The organism is Qipengyuania sp. CAU 1752 (genome assembly GCF_054482615.1).
Window position 1 is genome coordinate 1,338,691 of the sequence record NZ_JBTLRE010000001.1, and the last position, 15,273, is coordinate 1,353,963.

General features: G+C 60.8%; 14 protein-coding genes. 6 read left to right on the forward strand and 8 right to left on the reverse strand.

What is annotated here, in order from left to right; genetic code table 11:
* Positions 1–5 precede the first annotated feature (5 nt).
* The 3 genes from rpsR to ACXYL9_RS06610 form a co-directional block, all read right to left on the reverse strand.
* On the reverse strand, positions 6–230 hold the full coding sequence (gene rpsR, locus ACXYL9_RS06600; RefSeq protein WP_011414399.1) for a 30S ribosomal protein S18: 225 nt from the start codon (positions 228–230) through the stop codon (positions 6–8).
* Entirely contained in the window at positions 230–595 is a 366-nt protein-coding gene (gene rpsF / locus ACXYL9_RS06605) for a 30S ribosomal protein S6 (protein ID WP_459039871.1), read from the reverse strand. The genes rpsR and rpsF overlap by 1 nt, the downstream gene beginning before the upstream one ends.
* A gap of 163 nt (positions 596–758) precedes the next feature.
* Positions 759–2,201, reverse strand: coding sequence for a glutamate ligase domain-containing protein (locus tag ACXYL9_RS06610; RefSeq protein ID WP_459038786.1), 1,443 nt, complete (start codon positions 2,199–2,201; stop codon positions 759–761).
* A gap of 58 nt (positions 2,202–2,259) precedes the next feature.
* Here ACXYL9_RS06610 and ACXYL9_RS06615 point away from each other — a divergent pair, with 58 nt between their 5' ends.
* The 5 genes from ACXYL9_RS06615 (at position 2,260) to ACXYL9_RS06635 (ending at position 7,296) form a co-directional block, all read left to right on the forward strand.
* Complete coding sequence (locus ACXYL9_RS06615; protein ID WP_459038787.1) at positions 2,260–3,090, forward strand: LD-carboxypeptidase; 831 nt, start codon at positions 2,260–2,262, stop codon at positions 3,088–3,090.
* 28 nt (positions 3,091–3,118) lie between these two features.
* Complete coding sequence (gene fabD / locus ACXYL9_RS06620; RefSeq protein ID WP_459038788.1) at positions 3,119–4,057, forward strand: ACP S-malonyltransferase; 939 nt, start codon at positions 3,119–3,121, stop codon at positions 4,055–4,057.
* Positions 4,057–4,812, forward strand: coding sequence for a 3-oxoacyl-[acyl-carrier-protein] reductase (gene fabG, locus ACXYL9_RS06625; RefSeq protein ID WP_459038789.1), 756 nt, complete (start codon positions 4,057–4,059; stop codon positions 4,810–4,812). The genes fabD and fabG overlap by 1 nt, the downstream gene beginning before the upstream one ends.
* A 179-nt stretch (positions 4,813–4,991) precedes the next feature.
* Positions 4,992–6,119 (forward strand): DNA polymerase III subunit beta, encoded by a 1,128-nt coding sequence (dnaN, locus tag ACXYL9_RS06630; protein ID WP_459038790.1) that lies wholly within the window; start codon positions 4,992–4,994, stop codon positions 6,117–6,119.
* Between the two features lie 94 nt (positions 6,120–6,213).
* Positions 6,214–7,296, forward strand: coding sequence for a DUF2855 family protein (locus ACXYL9_RS06635; RefSeq protein ID WP_459038791.1), 1,083 nt, complete (start codon positions 6,214–6,216; stop codon positions 7,294–7,296).
* A gap of 9 nt (positions 7,297–7,305) precedes the next feature.
* Here the strand turns inward: ACXYL9_RS06635 and ACXYL9_RS06640 are convergent, their stop codons facing one another.
* Positions 7,306–8,316: a zinc-dependent alcohol dehydrogenase family protein gene (locus ACXYL9_RS06640; protein WP_459038792.1), complete on the reverse strand. Its 1,011-nt coding sequence runs from the start codon at positions 8,314–8,316 to the stop codon at positions 7,306–7,308.
* Positions 8,317–8,389: 73 nt separating this feature from the next.
* The gene (locus tag ACXYL9_RS06645) at positions 8,390–10,144 is read right to left on the reverse strand and encodes an N-acyl-D-amino-acid deacylase family protein (RefSeq protein ID WP_459038793.1); all 1,755 of its coding nucleotides are present in this window, start codon (positions 10,142–10,144) and stop codon (positions 8,390–8,392) included.
* 71 nt (positions 10,145–10,215) lie between these two features.
* Between ACXYL9_RS06645 and ACXYL9_RS06650 the strand changes: the two genes are divergently transcribed.
* The gene (locus ACXYL9_RS06650) at positions 10,216–11,124 is read left to right on the forward strand and encodes an alpha/beta fold hydrolase (RefSeq protein WP_459038794.1); all 909 of its coding nucleotides are present in this window, start codon (positions 10,216–10,218) and stop codon (positions 11,122–11,124) included.
* On the opposite strand, the gene ACXYL9_RS06655 is transcribed toward ACXYL9_RS06650, so the two are convergent.
* The 3 genes from ACXYL9_RS06655 to ACXYL9_RS06665 are packed head-to-tail and all read right to left on the reverse strand — an operon-like array spanning position 11,102 to position 15,268.
* Positions 11,102–12,664 carry an MFS transporter gene (locus ACXYL9_RS06655; RefSeq protein ID WP_459038795.1) on the reverse strand — a complete coding sequence of 521 codons (1,563 nt, stop codon included), beginning with the start codon at positions 12,662–12,664 and terminating at the stop codon, positions 11,102–11,104. The two genes, ACXYL9_RS06650 and ACXYL9_RS06655, sit on opposite strands and share 23 nt — an antisense overlap.
* A 21-nt stretch (positions 12,665–12,685) precedes the next feature.
* Positions 12,686–13,546, reverse strand: coding sequence for an alpha/beta fold hydrolase (locus ACXYL9_RS06660; RefSeq protein ID WP_459038796.1), 861 nt, complete (start codon positions 13,544–13,546; stop codon positions 12,686–12,688).
* Positions 13,547–13,582: 36 nt separating this feature from the next.
* On the reverse strand, positions 13,583–15,268 hold the full coding sequence (locus ACXYL9_RS06665) for a PHA/PHB synthase family protein (protein ID WP_459038797.1): 1,686 nt from the start codon (positions 15,266–15,268) through the stop codon (positions 13,583–13,585).
* Positions 15,269–15,273: the final 5 nt, after the last annotated feature.

The window sequence follows — 15,273 nt, forward strand, 5'->3', positions numbered from 1 at the left end:
CTCCCTTACTTCACGATGTAGGGCAGCAGGCCGATGTGGCGCGCGCGCTTGATCGCCTTGGCGAGTTCACGCTGCTTTTTCGCGCTGACGGCGGTGATGCGGCTGGGGACGATCTTGCCACGTTCGGACATGAAGCCCTGCAGCAGACGCGTATCCTTGTAGTCAATCTTGGGCGCATTCTTGGCCGAGAACGGGCAAGTCTTGCGGCGACGGAAAAACGGACGGGCCATCAGTTACGCTCCTCGCGGTCGCTGCGACGCTTCTTGTCGCGGTCGTTCTTGCGCATCATCACGCTCGGACCTTCTTCGTGTTCATCGACACGAACGGTCATGTAGCGGATGACGTCTTCGTTGATGCGCGTCTGACGCTCGAGTTCAGCCACGACACTGCCGGGGCCCTCGATGTTGAGCATCACGAAGTGAGCCTTGCGGTTGCGGTCGATCTTGTAGGCCAGGTTCTTGAGGCCCCAGGTCTCGGTCTTGGTGACCTTGCCGTCGTTCTTTTCGATAATCTCGGTAGCGGTAGCCGCCAGCGCGTCGACTTGAGACTGGCTCAGATCCTGACGCGCGAGGAAGATATGCTCATACAGAGCCATCTCGCGTTCCTTCACACTGTAATGCCGATCGCTGGCTGATCCGCACCATTGCGGGGCCCCTCCGGCTTTCTTCGTATTCGCACGGCCCGTGGCCAGCGAAGGGGCGCACATAGCGGGATCGGCGGGTAATGCAAGCCGTGTTTGCCAGCGATCGCGGCGGGTTTCAGCCCAGCCGAGCGAGGATCGACGCCGCAAATTCACTCAGCGTATCATCGCGTGCGCCCATCACCACGATCCGGTCACCGCTGCGCGCATTGGCGACGAGGAAATCGCCGCAGCCCTCGCGGGTGTTGATATGCAACGCCTTTCCGCCAGCCCTGGCGATCAGGTCTACAATCCGTTCGCTGCCTTCGCTGCGGTCGACGGTGCCGCCGAAATAGACCGGGTCGCACAAAAGGGTCAGGTCATCGGGACCCAGTTCGCGGGCGAAGGTCTCGGCCAGTTCCGCGCCCATCTGGCGCAAGGGGCCGTAGCCATGCGGCTGGAAGAAGGCGAACACGCGGCCAGGATGGGTCTTGAGCGTGCGCAAGGTAGCAGCGCATTTTTCCGGGTTGTGGCCGAAATCGTCGATCACGGTTACCCCTGAAGCGCTCGTTCCGACGATATCAAACCGGCGTGCCAGCCCTTTGAATTGCGCCAGCGCTTCCACTGCGTCCGCCACTGGAACGCCAGCTGCACTCGCTCCGGCGATGGCGGCGAGCGCGTTGGAAAGATTGTGCCTGCCAGGCATATTGAGGACCAGCGGATGCTCGCTCCCATCGCGGCGATCCACCACCAACGCGGCCTGGCGGACCGGCCCATCGGCTTGGCTGCCGGGCTTGATCGCGATTGCCGCGTCATCCGCATCGATGCCAAATGTAAGGATGCCGGGTAAGTCCCGCGCCAGTGCAAGGGCCTCGGCGTCGTCGGAATTGACAACCGGATGGCGCGAAGCCGCGAGGTAATCGCTGAACAGCGCACGCAATTCCTCCATACTCTTGTGGTCGAGGCTGACATTGAGCAGCAAGCCAACTTCCGGGCGGTAGAGCGCGATCGAGCCGTCGCTCTCGTCGACTTCCGAGACATATATCTCATTGCCGCCCACCACCGCGCTGGCGAAAGGACGGTCGTCACTGACGAAATTCTTCATCACCGCGCCGTTCATGATGGTCGGTTCGCGTCCGGCATGGTGCAGGATCCAGCCAAGCATGCCGGTCACGGTCGACTTGCCGCTCGTCCCCGCAACCGCCACTCCTGATTTTGCCGAATTGAACAGCGCCGCGTTGAGTTGCGCCCGCGTCATGCGCGGAACGCCCAATTCCCTTGCGCGCACCATTTCGGGCACGCTGTCTTCTACCGCCGCGCTAGCTACCAGCACTTGATCCGCGCGGGTAATGCCGCTGCCGTCTTGTGGGAAAAGCGCAAAACCCTGCCGTTCGAGTGCGGCAAACTTCTCCGGCGACCGACCTTGGTCGAAGCTGCGGTCCGAGCCGGCGACTTCGGCGCCGCGGCCCTTGAGAATTGCAGCCAGCGGCTGCATTCCGGATCCGCCTATGCCGCAGAAGAACCACGGGCGGCCAAGTAGATTGGCAGTCGGATCTGCATTCGGGTCGTGCTGTTCGGTCATGGGCAAGCGGTTACGCAGGGAGTGGCACTTTGTGAAGCGGATGCTAGAGGCTTTTCCCATGACCCGCATTGCGATCTGTGCGCCAGCTACTCCGATTACCCGCGACCACGCGGCTGCGATGGAGAAATTCGTCGCCGCCGAATCCCCGCAGCATTCGGTGTGGTTTCATGAACAATGCTTCGCCAGCCATGCGCATTATGCAGGAGATGACCTTACCCGGCTAAGCGCGCTGGTTGAATGCGCCAACAATCCTGAATTTGATGCGGTCTGGTTCGCCAAGGGCGGTTACGGTTCAAACCGTATTGCACAGGCCGCTATCGTACGGATGAACGATGCCGCGCGAGAGAAGACCTATGTCGGCTTTTCCGACATGGGTTACCTACTCGCCGCCCTCTACCAGGCGGGCATTGGCCAGCCGGTCCACGGCTCCATGCCGGTCAGTGCTCGCAGCGAAAGCGGACGCACTGCGCTACGGCGTGTGCTCAACTGGTTTTCCGGCGATGCCAGCGGGGTCGAGCCATCGGTCGATGGCAAAACACCGACCGTTGCCTTTAACCTCATCACACTGGCCATGCTTGTCGACACCCCGCTTCTGCCGGATCTTTCCGGCCATATCGTGATGGTCGAGGAGGTGAGTGAGCATCTTTACGCCATCGATCGGATGTTTTTCAGTCTCGCCAACACACTGCCGCGCCTCGCAGGGCTACGGCTTGGCGCGGTGACGGACGTGCCCGAAAACGACCGCGAATTCGGCCAGACGCCGGAAGAAATCGCCAAGTTCTGGTGCGACAGGGCCGGTATTCCCTATCTCGGCCGAGCCAGGATCGGTCACACGGCCGACAACCATGTTGTCCCGTTCGGGGTTGCGAGTCCGCCGCGAGGCTCTTAACCGCCCGCCAGAGGACAGGAGATTACAGATGCGCGCATTTATCTTTCCGGGACAGGGCAGCCAGAAAGTCGGCATGGGAAGCGACCTTGCCGATGCCAGCAGCGCCGCCCGCGAAGTGTTTGAGGAAGTCGACGAGGCGCTCAGCCAGACGCTCAGTTCGATCATGCGCGACGGGCCCGAGGCTGATCTGACTCTGACCGAGAACGCGCAACCGGCAATCATGGCCAACGCCATCGCTACGCTGCGCGTGCTGGAGCACGAATTTGGCATCTCGCTGGCCGACAAGGGTGATTGCGTCGCCGGCCACTCGCTTGGCGAATACACTGCGCTGTGCGCTGCCGGGGCATTCTCGCTCACGGACACGGCGCGGTTGCTCAAGCTGCGCGGCCAGGCGATGCAGGCAGCGGTGCCGGTGGGCGAAGGAGCCATGGCTGCGCTGCTCGGTGCTGACATCGACAAGGCGAGCGCGCTGGCCGAGGCCGCAGCGCAAGGTGAAGTGTGCGAAATCGCCAATGACAACGATCCTACCCAAGTCGTCATTTCGGGTCACCGGGGGGCGATCGAACGGGCGGTCGAGATGGTCAAGGATCATGGCATTAAGCGCGGCGTCCTTCTTCCGGTCTCGGCTCCGTTTCACTGTTCGTTGATGCAGCCGGCCGCCGATGCCATGGCCGAGGCGTTCGCTGATACGCCGCCGCACAGCTTTACCTTGCCGGTCTATGCCAATGTGACCGCTGCGCAGGTGCACGACGCCGCCGAGGAACGCGAACTGCTGGTGCAACAGGTCACCGGCCGTGTCCGCTGGCGCGAAAGCGTGCTGGCCATGCGGACTGCAGGCGTCGACCATTTCGTCGAGTTGGGCGGCAAGGTCCTAGGCCCGATGGTTGGTCGAATCGACCGTGAGGTCGCCGTAAATTGCGCAGTCACGATGGAAGACCTCGAAGCGCTTGCGAAGGAGATCAACTGATGTTCAGTCTTGAAGGTATGACCGCGCTCGTAACCGGGGCCAGCGGCGGGATCGGCTCCTCGATCGCCCGCGCACTTGCCCGGCAAGGGGCGAGGCTGGCGCTTTCGGGATCCAACGCTTCCAAGCTGCGCTCCTTCCGCGAAGAACTTAACGACGAGTTTGGTCACGACCATGTCGAGATCACCTGCAACTTGTCCGACACCAAGCAGGTCGAGGAACTGATCCCCGCGACGATGGACACACTCGGGCGGATGGACATCCTCGTCAACAATGCCGGTATCACGCGCGATAACCTCGCCATGCGGATGAAAGACGAGGAATGGGACGAGGTCATCCGCATCAATCTTGAATCGAGCTTTCGCCTGATGCGCGCCGCTGCCCGGCCGATGATGAAGGCCAAGTTTGGCCGAATCGTCTCGATCACCAGCGTCGTTGGCGCGACCGGCAATCCCGGGCAGATAAATTACGTCGCTTCGAAGGCCGGCCTGACAGGCATGTCGAAGGCGCTGGCGCAAGAGCTGGCAAGCCGCGGAATTACCGTCAACTGCGTGGCTCCGGGCTTCATCCGGACCGCCATGACCGAACAGCTTACCGACGACCAGAAAGCCACCATCAATGCTCGTATTCCGATGGCGAAGATGGGCGAGGGCGAGGATATCGGGGCTGCTGTGGCCTATCTCGCCAGCAAGGAAGCAGGCTATGTCACCGGTCAGACGCTGCACGTAAATGGCGGCATGGCGATGGTGAGCGCCTGAAACCGCCCGAAAATCGCTTTCGTCGCCGGGTTATCCCCAAGGAATCCGGTCCCTAGGCTCTAACTCCTTGCGAGGCGTTGCAGGTGCGCTAGGGTTTAAGGGCATTTTTCCCGGCGCCCGGGGCGATTCCGGTGGGGAAATCGTGACCTGCGGGCGCCCTTGAAACGAGAGTATCACCGATGAAGGCCACCATCGAACGTGCAACGCTGCTTCGTTGCCTCTCCCACGTCCAGTCGGTTGTCGAACGACGCAACACTATACCGATCCTGTCCAACATCTTGATCGAGGCGAGCACTGACAACGCGGTCAAGGTGATGGCGACCGATCTTGACCTCCAAGTGGTCGAAAGCGTCGAAGCCGCGAGCGTCGAAACCGCTGGCGCGACCACAGTCTCGGCGCATCTGCTGTTCGATATCGCGCGCAAGCTGCCCGATGGTTCGCAAGTTAGCCTGGAGGTAGCCGACAACCGGATGACGGTGAAGGCGGGACGCATCCGCTTCCAGTTGCCCACGCTGCCGAAAGATGATTTCCCCGTCATCGTCGAGGGCGATCTGCCGACCCGCTTTGAAATTCCTGCGCGCACGCTGGCAGAATTGATCGATCGTACCCGCTTCGCGATCAGCACCGAGGAAACGCGCTATTACCTTAACGGCATTTTCTTCCATGTTTCGGATGAAGATGAACCGGTGCTCAAGGCCGCTGCCACAGATGGCCACCGCCTGGCACGCTACACCATTGCTCGGCCCGATGGCGCCGAAGGCATGCCCGACGTCATCGTGCCGCGTAAGGCCGTTGCCGAGCTGCGCAAGCTGCTGGAAGAGCGGATGGACGGCAATGTCCTCGTCGACCTGTCGGCCAGCAAGATCCGCTTCACACTTGGCGGAGAGGGCGGCACCGTGCTCACCTCCAAGCTGATCGACGGCACCTTCCCCGATTACAGCCGCGTCATCCCGACCGGTAACGACAAGTTGCTCAAGGTTGATCCGAAGAGCTTTTTCGATGGTGTGGACCGTGTCGCCACAATCGCCACCGAGAAGACCCGCGCAGTCAAAATGGGGCTGGACACGGACAAGGTCACGCTGTCGGTCACCTCGCCGGACAATGGAACGGCGGCAGAGGAACTGTCGGCAGAATACAGCGCCGAGAGCCTCGAGATTGGTTTCAATGCCAACTACCTCAAGGATATTCTCGCCCAGATCGACAGCGATATGGTGGAATTGCACCTCGCCGATGCCGGCGCACCGACGCTCATTCGCAAGGACGAGAACAGCCCGGCGCTTTACGTCCTGATGCCGATGCGGGTGTAGCTACCCGCGCTTAGTGAACACAGGCAAAGTCTAGGCTCGCATCAATCCAATGGTCCGGCTAGGTTGCTTTTCGCGACCTAGAGGAGACCTTTCGATGCCCCAAGCCGTCCACGTCCAGAAGGACCAACTCGCCACCACGCATATCGCCGACTTCGAGCAGGGCACTTTGCCAGATGGCGCGGCGCGGCTCGAAATCGAGAGTTTCTCGGTCACGGCCAATAATATCACCTATGCAGTGGTTGGTGACGGTTTCGGTTACTGGAACTTCTTCCCTGCCGACGATGGCCACGGCATCGTGCCGATGTGGGGTCATGCGAAGGTCATCGAAAGCCAGCATCCCGAGATCGCCGTGGGCGAAAGGGTCTATGGCTACCTTCCGATGGCGACGCATCTCGACGTCGTACCGGGCAATGTTTCCAAGAGTGGCTTCATCGACAGCGCGGAACATCGCCAGCCGATGAGCCCGATCTACAACCAGTATTCGCGGCTTGCAGCCGATCCCGAACATGATCCGGCCCGCGAGAGTGAGCGCATGATCTTTGGTCCATTGTTCAAGACCGGTTTCCTGATCGAGTACTTCATGCGCAACGAAGCTTGGTTCGGTGCGAATCAGGTCATTCTCACCAGCGCATCCTCCAAGACTGCCCTCGGCCTCGCCGCAGTCGCTCGACAGCGTTCGCCTGACGTCAGGCGGATCGGGCTGACCTCAGCCGGCAATGTGGATTTCGTCCAGGGCACGGACCTCTATGATGCGGTGGTCGCCTATGACGATGTCGGTTCGCTTGGGCACGAAGCCAGCGTGTCGGTCGATTTCGCCGGCAATGCGGGCCTCCTGGCCGAGCTGCACCGTCATTTTGGCGATGCGCTGAAATACTCCTGCCTCGTCGGCGCGACCCATGTCGAGCAGCGTGGGGGAGGCCAGGCATCTATCGGCGACCTACCCGGTCCAACCCCGACGTTGTTTTTTGCACCTGACCACGCGGTGGCGCTGTTTAAGGAACTGGGGCCGGAAGGCGCCGGACGTCAGATCGCCGAAAGCTGGCATTATTTCCTCGATGCAGTCGGCGACACCGTGACAGTCGAGAAACGCCAGGGGCTGGAGGCAGCCCGAACAGCCTATCTCGAGATTCTTGGCGGGACGGTCGACCCCTCCATCGGGATTGTTATCGAGCCCTAATAGGCGGCGCTAGATATCGACGCAGATCTTGCCGAAATGCCTGTTCGCCTCCTGGTGGCGGAAGGCATCGGCCAGATCGGCGAGCGCGAAGTGATCGGAAATCACCGGTTCCAGCCCATTTGCCTCGAACGCTGCAATCATGTCGAGTTGCATCGCGCGGCTGCCGACCGTTAGGCCCTGCACGGTCAAGTTCTTGGAGAACAATAGCGCGGTTTGAACTGGCCCTGCGACACCGGTCAAAACACCGATCAGCGCGATATGCCCGCCAATCCGCGCCGCCAGCATTGATTGGTCGAGTGTGCCGGGCCCGCCGACCTCGACCACGCAATCGACCCCGCGACCACCGGTCATCTCGAGCGCCTTGGGTCCCCACGCCTCGACCTGTTTGTAGTTGATGACGTGATCGGCGCCGAGGGCTTTCACCCGCTCCAGTTTTTCGTCGGACGAGCTGGTAGCAATTACGTTTGCTCCGGCGGCCTTGGCCAGTTGCAGCGCGAATATGGATACGCCGCCCGTACCCTGTACCAGCACGGTGTCGCCTGGTTTGAGTGCATAATCGACGAAGAGTGCACGCCACGCCGTCAGTCCTGCGCAGGTGAGCGTGGCCGCCTGCGCGGCGCTGTAACCCGCGGGTGCGCGAGTGAACCAGTGCGTTGGCACCGTAACGCTCTCGCGCGCGTAGCCGTCGATCCCGTCGCCGGGGACTCGGGTGAAAGCTGTCGTCGGAGGAGCACCATCGAGCCAGTCAGGGAAAAAGGTCGAGACGACCATGTCGCCGACGGCATATTCGGTCACTCCATCGCCGACAGCGGTAACTTCTCCGGCGCCATCGGACATCGGGATGCGGCCCGGTGCGGTGGGGATCATTCCCTTGACCACGGCATAATCGTGATAATTCAGCGAACTGGCCCGCAGCCGGACGGTGATCTCGCCGGGACTGGGCGCTGGCGCGTCGTCCACGTCAACCAGTTCAAGCGCGTCAAGCGTGGACGGCGTTGCGCCTGTGCGAATTGCTTTCATGATTTGTCTCTCTCCGGAAGCTGGGTCGGGTAGCTGAAGCGGGGAGGACGGGGCCTCCTCGGACTGCATGCACTCATTCTGCGGCTTCGAGCATTTCCACCCGCTGTGGTCCGCGAATGAGGCCGCCGGGCGCTGCGCCAGTCCATTCGCCGTTGCGGAAAGTGATTTCGCCATTCTTGATCGTCGCGACATAACCATCGGCCTTTTGTAGCAACCGCCTGCCGCCGGCCGGGAGGTCGAAGGCGAGCCATGGCTTGCCAAGCTTGAGCGCATCCATGTCGATGATGTTGAGATCGGCCAGATAGCCTGGCGCGAGAACCCCGCGATCCTCCAGTCCATAGAGCCGCGCCGTGTCGTGGCACTGCCGCTTGACGGCGTTTTCGAGGCTGATGCGCTCTCCCCGCCGCCGATCGCGGACCCAGTGCTGGAGCATGAATGTGGGAGAGGCGGCGTCGCAGATCGTCCCGCAATGCGCGCCGCCATCAGACAGTGAATTGACCGTGTCGTCGCTGTGCTGGAGTGGGAGCAGGAATTCGAGGTCGCCGTCGGCATAATTGAGTATGGGGAAGTAGATGAAGCCCTTGCAATCGTCGCGGCACAGCATTTCATAGGCGAAATCCTGCGGATCGGTCCCTGCCACACCGGCCCGGGCCTGGACGGTTGCATCCTGCGGCGGTTCGTAATCGAAATCCTCGTCCATCTCGAACATCAGGCCCCAGCCATTGGTGAGGGCAAAGACGACTTCCTTGGTGTCCTCGGCAACCTCGGAATAGTCGTTTGCTTCGCCCAGAAGCTGCGCCTTAAACGCCGGGTCCAGCAACTTGGCCTTCTGTTCCCCCCAGGATAGTTCAGCGATGGCCTTCCAGCTGGGGCGGAGGACGAAGGGATGCACCGTGCCCTGCCAGGCCATGATTATGCCGTTTCCGCGCAGCGCGATCTGGGCGACGATATTGGCGCCGTTATCGTTCTCGGCGCGCATGGTTTCGATCTGCTCGTCGAGCGGCAATTCCTTGGCAATGCTCTGCAATGCGGCGAAGGTGACGGGCAGGCCGGTCTCGCGGCTGAGATCGCCCATCCACGAAAATTCGTTCCACTCGCGCCGCAGGTCGCTGGCCATTTCGAACACGCCGTGGCCGGCGCGGCCCATGGCCCGACCGAGTTCGACCAGTTCGTCGGCATTGGCCGTTGTGCCCGGCACCAGCACACCGTTGACGTCCTTGTGTAGCACCGTGCGGCTGGTCGAGAATCCGAGCGCACCGGCGCGCACGCCGTCTTCCACGATCTGCGCCATCTGCGCGATCTCGTCTTCTGTCGGGACAGCGCCCGGCTCTTCGCGTTCCTGCAGGACGTAGGCGCGCACCGCGCCGTGCGGGACATGGGTGCCGACATCGACCGTGCGCGGCAGTTTTTCCAGCGCGTCGAGATATTCGGGAAAGCTCTCCCACTCCCAGGTGATACCTTCGGCAAGCGCGGTTCCGGGAATGTCCTCGACCCCCTCCATCAACTGGATCAGCCATTCGTGCTTGTCGGGCCGCGCCGGTGCAAAGCCGACCCCGCAGTTGCCCATCACGACCGTTGTGACGCCGTGCCAGCTCGAGGGGGCCATTTCCTGGTCCCATGTGGCCTGCCCGTCATAATGCGTATGGATGTCGACGAAGCCGGGGGTGATCACCATGCCACAGGCATCGATTTCGTCCGCGCCCGAACCGGTGATTTCGCCGACCTGCGCAATCAACCCGTCCTTGATCGCGACATCGCCGGTAAAGCGCGGTTCGCCAGTTCCGTCGACGATGGTGCCGCCGCGAATGACAAGATCGAAATTGGCCATGATTCTCTCTCTCCCATTTTCATTTGCAACCGATATAGCACAGCCGAGTGGGCGATGCTAAGCTTCCTGCGATGGACGGAACACCGAGTTGGAAGCCCGATGCGGCGAGCGGGATCTCGATCGATTGGATCGAGGCCAATGGGCTTACTTTCGAGGTCGCCATGGCGGGCGAGGGCGACCATCTCGCCCTGTGCCTGCACGGCTTCCCCGAGCTTCATTACAGTTGGCGCAATCAGATCCCGCTGCTGGCTGGGATGGGCTACCGCGTCTGGGCGCCCAATCTGCGCGGTTATGGCGGAACATCGCGGCCCCACGCCGTGCGCGACTATGCGCTCGATCATCTGACCCGGGACATCGCCGCGCTGATCGACTCCAGTGGGGCGAGAAAGGTGACGCTTATCGCGCATGACTGGGGGGCGATCATCGCCTGGACCTTCGCCATCCTGAAGCTGCGTCCGATCGAGCGGCTGGTGATCATGAACGTGCCGCACCCCAAGGTGCTCGAACGCGAGCTAAAGCGCTGGGAGCAATTGAGGAAGAGTTGGTATGTCTTCTTCTTCCAGCTGCCATGGCTACCGGAGCGCCGGTTGGGGGCAAACAAAGGCCGAGGCATCGGTCAGCTTTTTGAGCGAACCAGCTGCAATCCAGAACGCTTTGGTGCAGATGTGCGGGCGGTCTATTCCGCAGCGGCAGGCCAGCCCGGAGCACCCCGAGCGATGGTCAATTATTACCGCGCCGCGATGCGACATCGCGGCTCGGTAGACCTTGGCGACTTCCAGGTCGACGTGCCTACGCTGCTGGTCTGGGGCGAAGAGGATGTGGCGCTCAATATCCGCTGTTCGGAAGGGCACGAGCGATGGGTAACCGATATCGAGATTGCGCGCTTGCCGGGCGTCTCGCACTGGGTCCAGCAGGACGCGCCCGTCAAGGTCAATGCGATCTTGCGCGATTGGCTGCCTATTGTCGCTCCGGCATCCTGACAAAAGCCAGCACTGCCAGCCCTGCCACGAACAATACCGATATCGACGCCATGCCGATCCGCTGGTCGTTGAAGGTGCTGGTGAAAAATTCGACCAGCAATGGCCCCATCCACACCGTGATTGTCCCGGCAATGGCATAGAGACCGAAGAACTCGCCGCTTCGGCCCGGCGGGGCGAGGGTGACGAGCATGGTGCGACTGGAAGAAATGCTGGCGGTGGCCGTCACGGCTACCACGCTGATGAGCGACAGGTAGACAAGGTCCGATAGCGTTGCGAACACGATCCCGTCCCAGATGCGTGTGTTCTCCACCAGTCCGAAAAACAGGCTTTCGCGGGTGATCGACAGTTGTACCACCAATGTCGCCACCATGCCGATGATCTCGATTATGAGCGCACGTTTGACGCCGACCTTGCCATCGAGCCAGCCGCCGAAAATACCGCCGAGAAACGCCCATGCGGAAGCGAAGATGGCGTAGCACAGCATTTCGAGGAATCCCCAGCCGAGGAACAGCGCCACATACACCGCGCCCAGCGCCAGCAGCGCCGCCATGCCATCGGCATAGAGCATCCGTGCAATGAGAAATTTCATCAGGTCAGGGTAGTGGGCTGCTTCGCGCAGGGTCTTGAGAACAGAGCAAAAGCCGCTGCCGACTGCCAAGCGCCAGCTTGCGCCGGGCACGCCGGGATCGCGGGCGTACAGGAAGAAGGGAATTGAGAACGTAGCCAGCCAGACCGCGCATATGGGTCCCACGATGCGGGCATGGTCGAACCGGCTGAGATCCATGCCGAATTGTGGCTCAGCAAAAGGCCATTGGATTGCGCCCGGCAGGATTAACAGCAAAGCAATCCCGACAAAAATCAACACAGCTGCCAGATTGCCAAGCCCCAGGCCAACTCCCGAGATCATCGACAGGCGATCCCGCGATCCCGCGACTGACAGCATCGCGTTATGAGTGACCTCGGAATAGGTATAGCTGACATAGGCCGTCACCAGCAGCGCCATGATTGCCCACACCGGCAAGCCTTGGCCGCCCGGCATGGCGAACCACAGCATGCCCGAACATATCACGATGCTGCCGAGAAATAGCGCCAATATCGGTTTGAGCCGGCCACCGCGATCAAGTGCCGCGCCGAGAAATGGAGCAGTCAGGGCGGCGATAAACCCGGCCCATTTGGTGACCGAGGCGATTGTAGTCTGGCCTTGGGCGTTGGCGGTCCTGAGCGCCTCGTCAGCTCCAAGTCCGGCCAGGGTGCCGCCTGCCAACAAGTCTGCGCCGATTATATCTCGCGCAAAATAAGGCGCGAAAATATAAATGACGATCAAGATGTAATAAGGATTGCGCGCCCATTCAAAGACGGCCCAGGCAAAGCCGGTCCTACCCAGCGCTCCGCCTGTCCCGGTCGCCGGACGTTCGATGATCGGGCGCGTCTCGGGCGACGGGTCGGCAATTAGCATCGGTTCAATGCGCTCTTTTTGTCGAGCGTAGCTGGGGATCGTAACCACCAGCCAATCGCCCCTCTCGACATCGAGGGGTCTCACATTGAAGCGTAGCTGTCCAGCTTAGGCCGCTTCGGCCTTGGTCCCCTCGACCTCGTTCAGGAACGCTCGCAGTTCGGCAATGCTTTCATCCGCATGGGTCAGCAGGAACAGGTGACCGCCGCCCTCGATCATGTGCAGTCTGCTATCGCGAATAAGCGCATTGAGGATCTTGCCGTTGATCGGCAGCACGATCTGGTCGTCGTCTCCCATCATGATCAGCGTCGGCTTGCCAAGGAATGGCAGCGCTGGGGCGCTGGTCCACCCGAGCATGCACAGCAGTTGGTAAATATACCCACGCGGCGAAGGGGGCTTGAGGCGGCCGATATGGCTGTCCTTCTGGTGCGCAGCCCCGTCCTTGTCGAACCCGCCATAAAGCGTCGCAAAATGCTCGTTCATGAATTCCGGATCAATATAGCGACGCGGGTTGGCCATCTTGGTAAAGGCCGCGGGTTTGCCAGGCACCATTAGCATCCCCGCTGTCGTCGCGAGCAGCACGAGTTTGCGCACCATGCCGCCGTGCTGGAGCGCGAAATGCTGCGCCATGGCGCCACCCCAGCTCACACCCATGACATCGACTTCCTCGATATCGAGGCGGCGGAGCAATTTCGCCGCCGTCCAGCTCATGGTGAAGGGGTTGTAGGGCAGCTTGGGATCGGGAGATTCACCGGTTCCGGGCATATCGAACATAATGAAACCGCGATCATCGAGCGACTCGGCCAGCGGAGCCACGGCCTCGATATTGGCGCCGATACCGTTGAAGAACAGGATTGGCGGATGATCCGATGGTTTGTCCAACCGCCATCGCGCCACGCGCAACGTGCGACCGCCAATATCCTCCATCGTGATCGTGGCGGTCATCGTTTTGTTTTTCGAGGCAGTCATGCGCGATCCTTGTAATGGCAGCGGCGTGAATTCAGCTCACACCTCCTCCACTACGTACAGACCGGGCGCAGGGTCCAGAGAAGTGAAATTTTCATTCCCGGTTTCCGCTGGTGCGGCTTTTTTACTGCCCGAACGCTTCTGCACCCATTCCATCCAGTAGGGCCACCAACTGCCGGCGACCTCTTCCGCCCCTTGCTGCCATTTGTCAGCCGTATCGGGCAGTTTTTTTGCCTTGTTGATGTAATACCGCGCCTTCGGATTGCCCGGCGGGTTGAGGATCGCCTGCATATGGCCCGAATGTGAAAGGACATAGGTCACGTCCTTCGAACCGAACAGGTCGGTGGATCGGTAGGTCGCTTTCCATGGGGTGATATGGTCGGTCACCCCGCCTAGGATGAACAGGTCGCTCTTGACCTTCGACAGGTCGATCTTGTGATCGACCATGTCGACCTCGCCCTTCTTGGTAAAGGCAAGGGTTTCGAAAACGGTAAGGAAATCACCCATCAATGCGGCCGAGAGATTGGTTGCGTCGGCATTCCAGAACAACACGTCGAATGCGGGCGGATCGTCGCCCAGCAGATAATTGTTGATGACGTAGTTCCAGATCAGGTCATTGGGCCTTAGCCATGCGAAGCCGCGAGCCAGGTCATCACCCTTGATAATGCCCTTCTTCGCTGCTCGCTGGCGCGCCAATTCGAGCCCGTTCTTGCTGATCAGGCTGCCAGCCTCGATATCGTTTTGTTTGGGATGCAAGACGCAAACCATCAATGTCAGCGCGCCGAGAAGATCGTCCTTGTCGCTCGCCATCTTGCTCGCCAGCATGGCTGCTGTCTGTCCGCCCGAACAGCCGGCTGACACATTGACTTTTTTCGCACCCGTAATGGAGATGACGGCCTCCATGGCTTCTCGGCAAGAACGAACATAATCAGCCATGTCCCAGTGGCCCTGGTCTTTCGATGGATTGCGCCACGAAATGACGAAAGTCTGGATGCCATTGTCGAGCTGGAACTTCACCACCGATTTCTGGGGGGTGAGATCGTTGATGTACATCTTGTTGATCTGCGGCGGAATAGTCAGTTGCGGGATCTCATAGACCTCGTCCGTCGTCGGTGCGTACTGGATGAGTTCCATCATCTCGGTCCGCAGCACGACCGAGCCTTTCGACGTGGCGATGTTCTCGCCCAGCTTGAATGGACGCTTGTCGACCTGGCTGACCATCCCCTTGTTCTGGGTGATGTCGGTATAGGCGTTCTTGAGGCCCTTGATGAGGCTCAGTCCGCCGCTGTCGATAAGGCGTTTCTGTGCTGTCGGGTTACCCATAAGGGTGTTGGTGGGGGCAAGCCCGTCGATGATGATAGTAGAGATGAATCGCGCACGGTCTTTCTCGAGGTCGTCGAGTTCGAGATCGTCGAGCCACTTGCCCATGCCTTTCTGGACGGCGAGATAATACTGCATCCCAGCGCGCATGAAGGGGTTAAACTGCCAGGCCGGGTCCATGAACCGCTTGTCGCGGGGGGCGGGGGCAAGCTCGCTCTTGCCTGTCATGATCTTGATCATGTCGCTGCCCATTTCCTGGCCATGGCGCATCATCCGCTGTGGATTGGAGGCGGTTTCGCGCAGAAGCACGGCGACTGCCCCAAAGATGTCTTCCCGAGTCAGTCCAACCAGCGGACCCAACGCGTTGGTATGCTGGGCGGCTTCGTCTTCAAATTCCACGGCCATTGCTT

Bases quoted from the DNA above. Each gene is read 5' to 3' on its own strand.
- fabD (WP_459038788.1), top strand. From the start codon at position 3,119: ATGCGCGCATTTATCTTTCCGGGACAGGGCAGCCAGAAAGTCGGCATG.
- rpsF (WP_459039871.1), bottom strand. From the start codon at position 595: ATGGCTCTGTATGAGCATATCTTCCTCGCGCGTCAGGATCTGAGCCAG.
- ACXYL9_RS06635 (WP_459038791.1), top strand. From the start codon at position 6,214: ATGCCCCAAGCCGTCCACGTCCAGAAGGACCAACTCGCCACCACGCAT.
- ACXYL9_RS06610 (WP_459038786.1), bottom strand. From the start codon at position 2,201: ATGACCGAACAGCACGACCCGAATGCAGATCCGACTGCCAATCTACTT.
- dnaN (WP_459038790.1), top strand. From the start codon at position 4,992: ATGAAGGCCACCATCGAACGTGCAACGCTGCTTCGTTGCCTCTCCCAC.
- ACXYL9_RS06640 (WP_459038792.1), bottom strand. From the start codon at position 8,316: ATGAAAGCAATTCGCACAGGCGCAACGCCGTCCACGCTTGACGCGCTT.
- rpsR (WP_011414399.1), bottom strand. From the start codon at position 230: ATGGCCCGTCCGTTTTTCCGTCGCCGCAAGACTTGCCCGTTCTCGGCC.
- ACXYL9_RS06665 (WP_459038797.1), bottom strand. From the start codon at position 15,268: ATGGCCGTGGAATTTGAAGACGAAGCCGCCCAGCATACCAACGCGTTG.
- ACXYL9_RS06660 (WP_459038796.1), bottom strand. From the start codon at position 13,546: ATGACTGCCTCGAAAAACAAAACGATGACCGCCACGATCACGATGGAG.
- fabG (WP_459038789.1), top strand. From the start codon at position 4,057: ATGTTCAGTCTTGAAGGTATGACCGCGCTCGTAACCGGGGCCAGCGGC.
- ACXYL9_RS06615 (WP_459038787.1), top strand. From the start codon at position 2,260: ATGACCCGCATTGCGATCTGTGCGCCAGCTACTCCGATTACCCGCGAC.
- ACXYL9_RS06645 (WP_459038793.1), bottom strand. From the start codon at position 10,144: ATGGCCAATTTCGATCTTGTCATTCGCGGCGGCACCATCGTCGACGGA.
- ACXYL9_RS06650 (WP_459038794.1), top strand. From the start codon at position 10,216: ATGGACGGAACACCGAGTTGGAAGCCCGATGCGGCGAGCGGGATCTCG.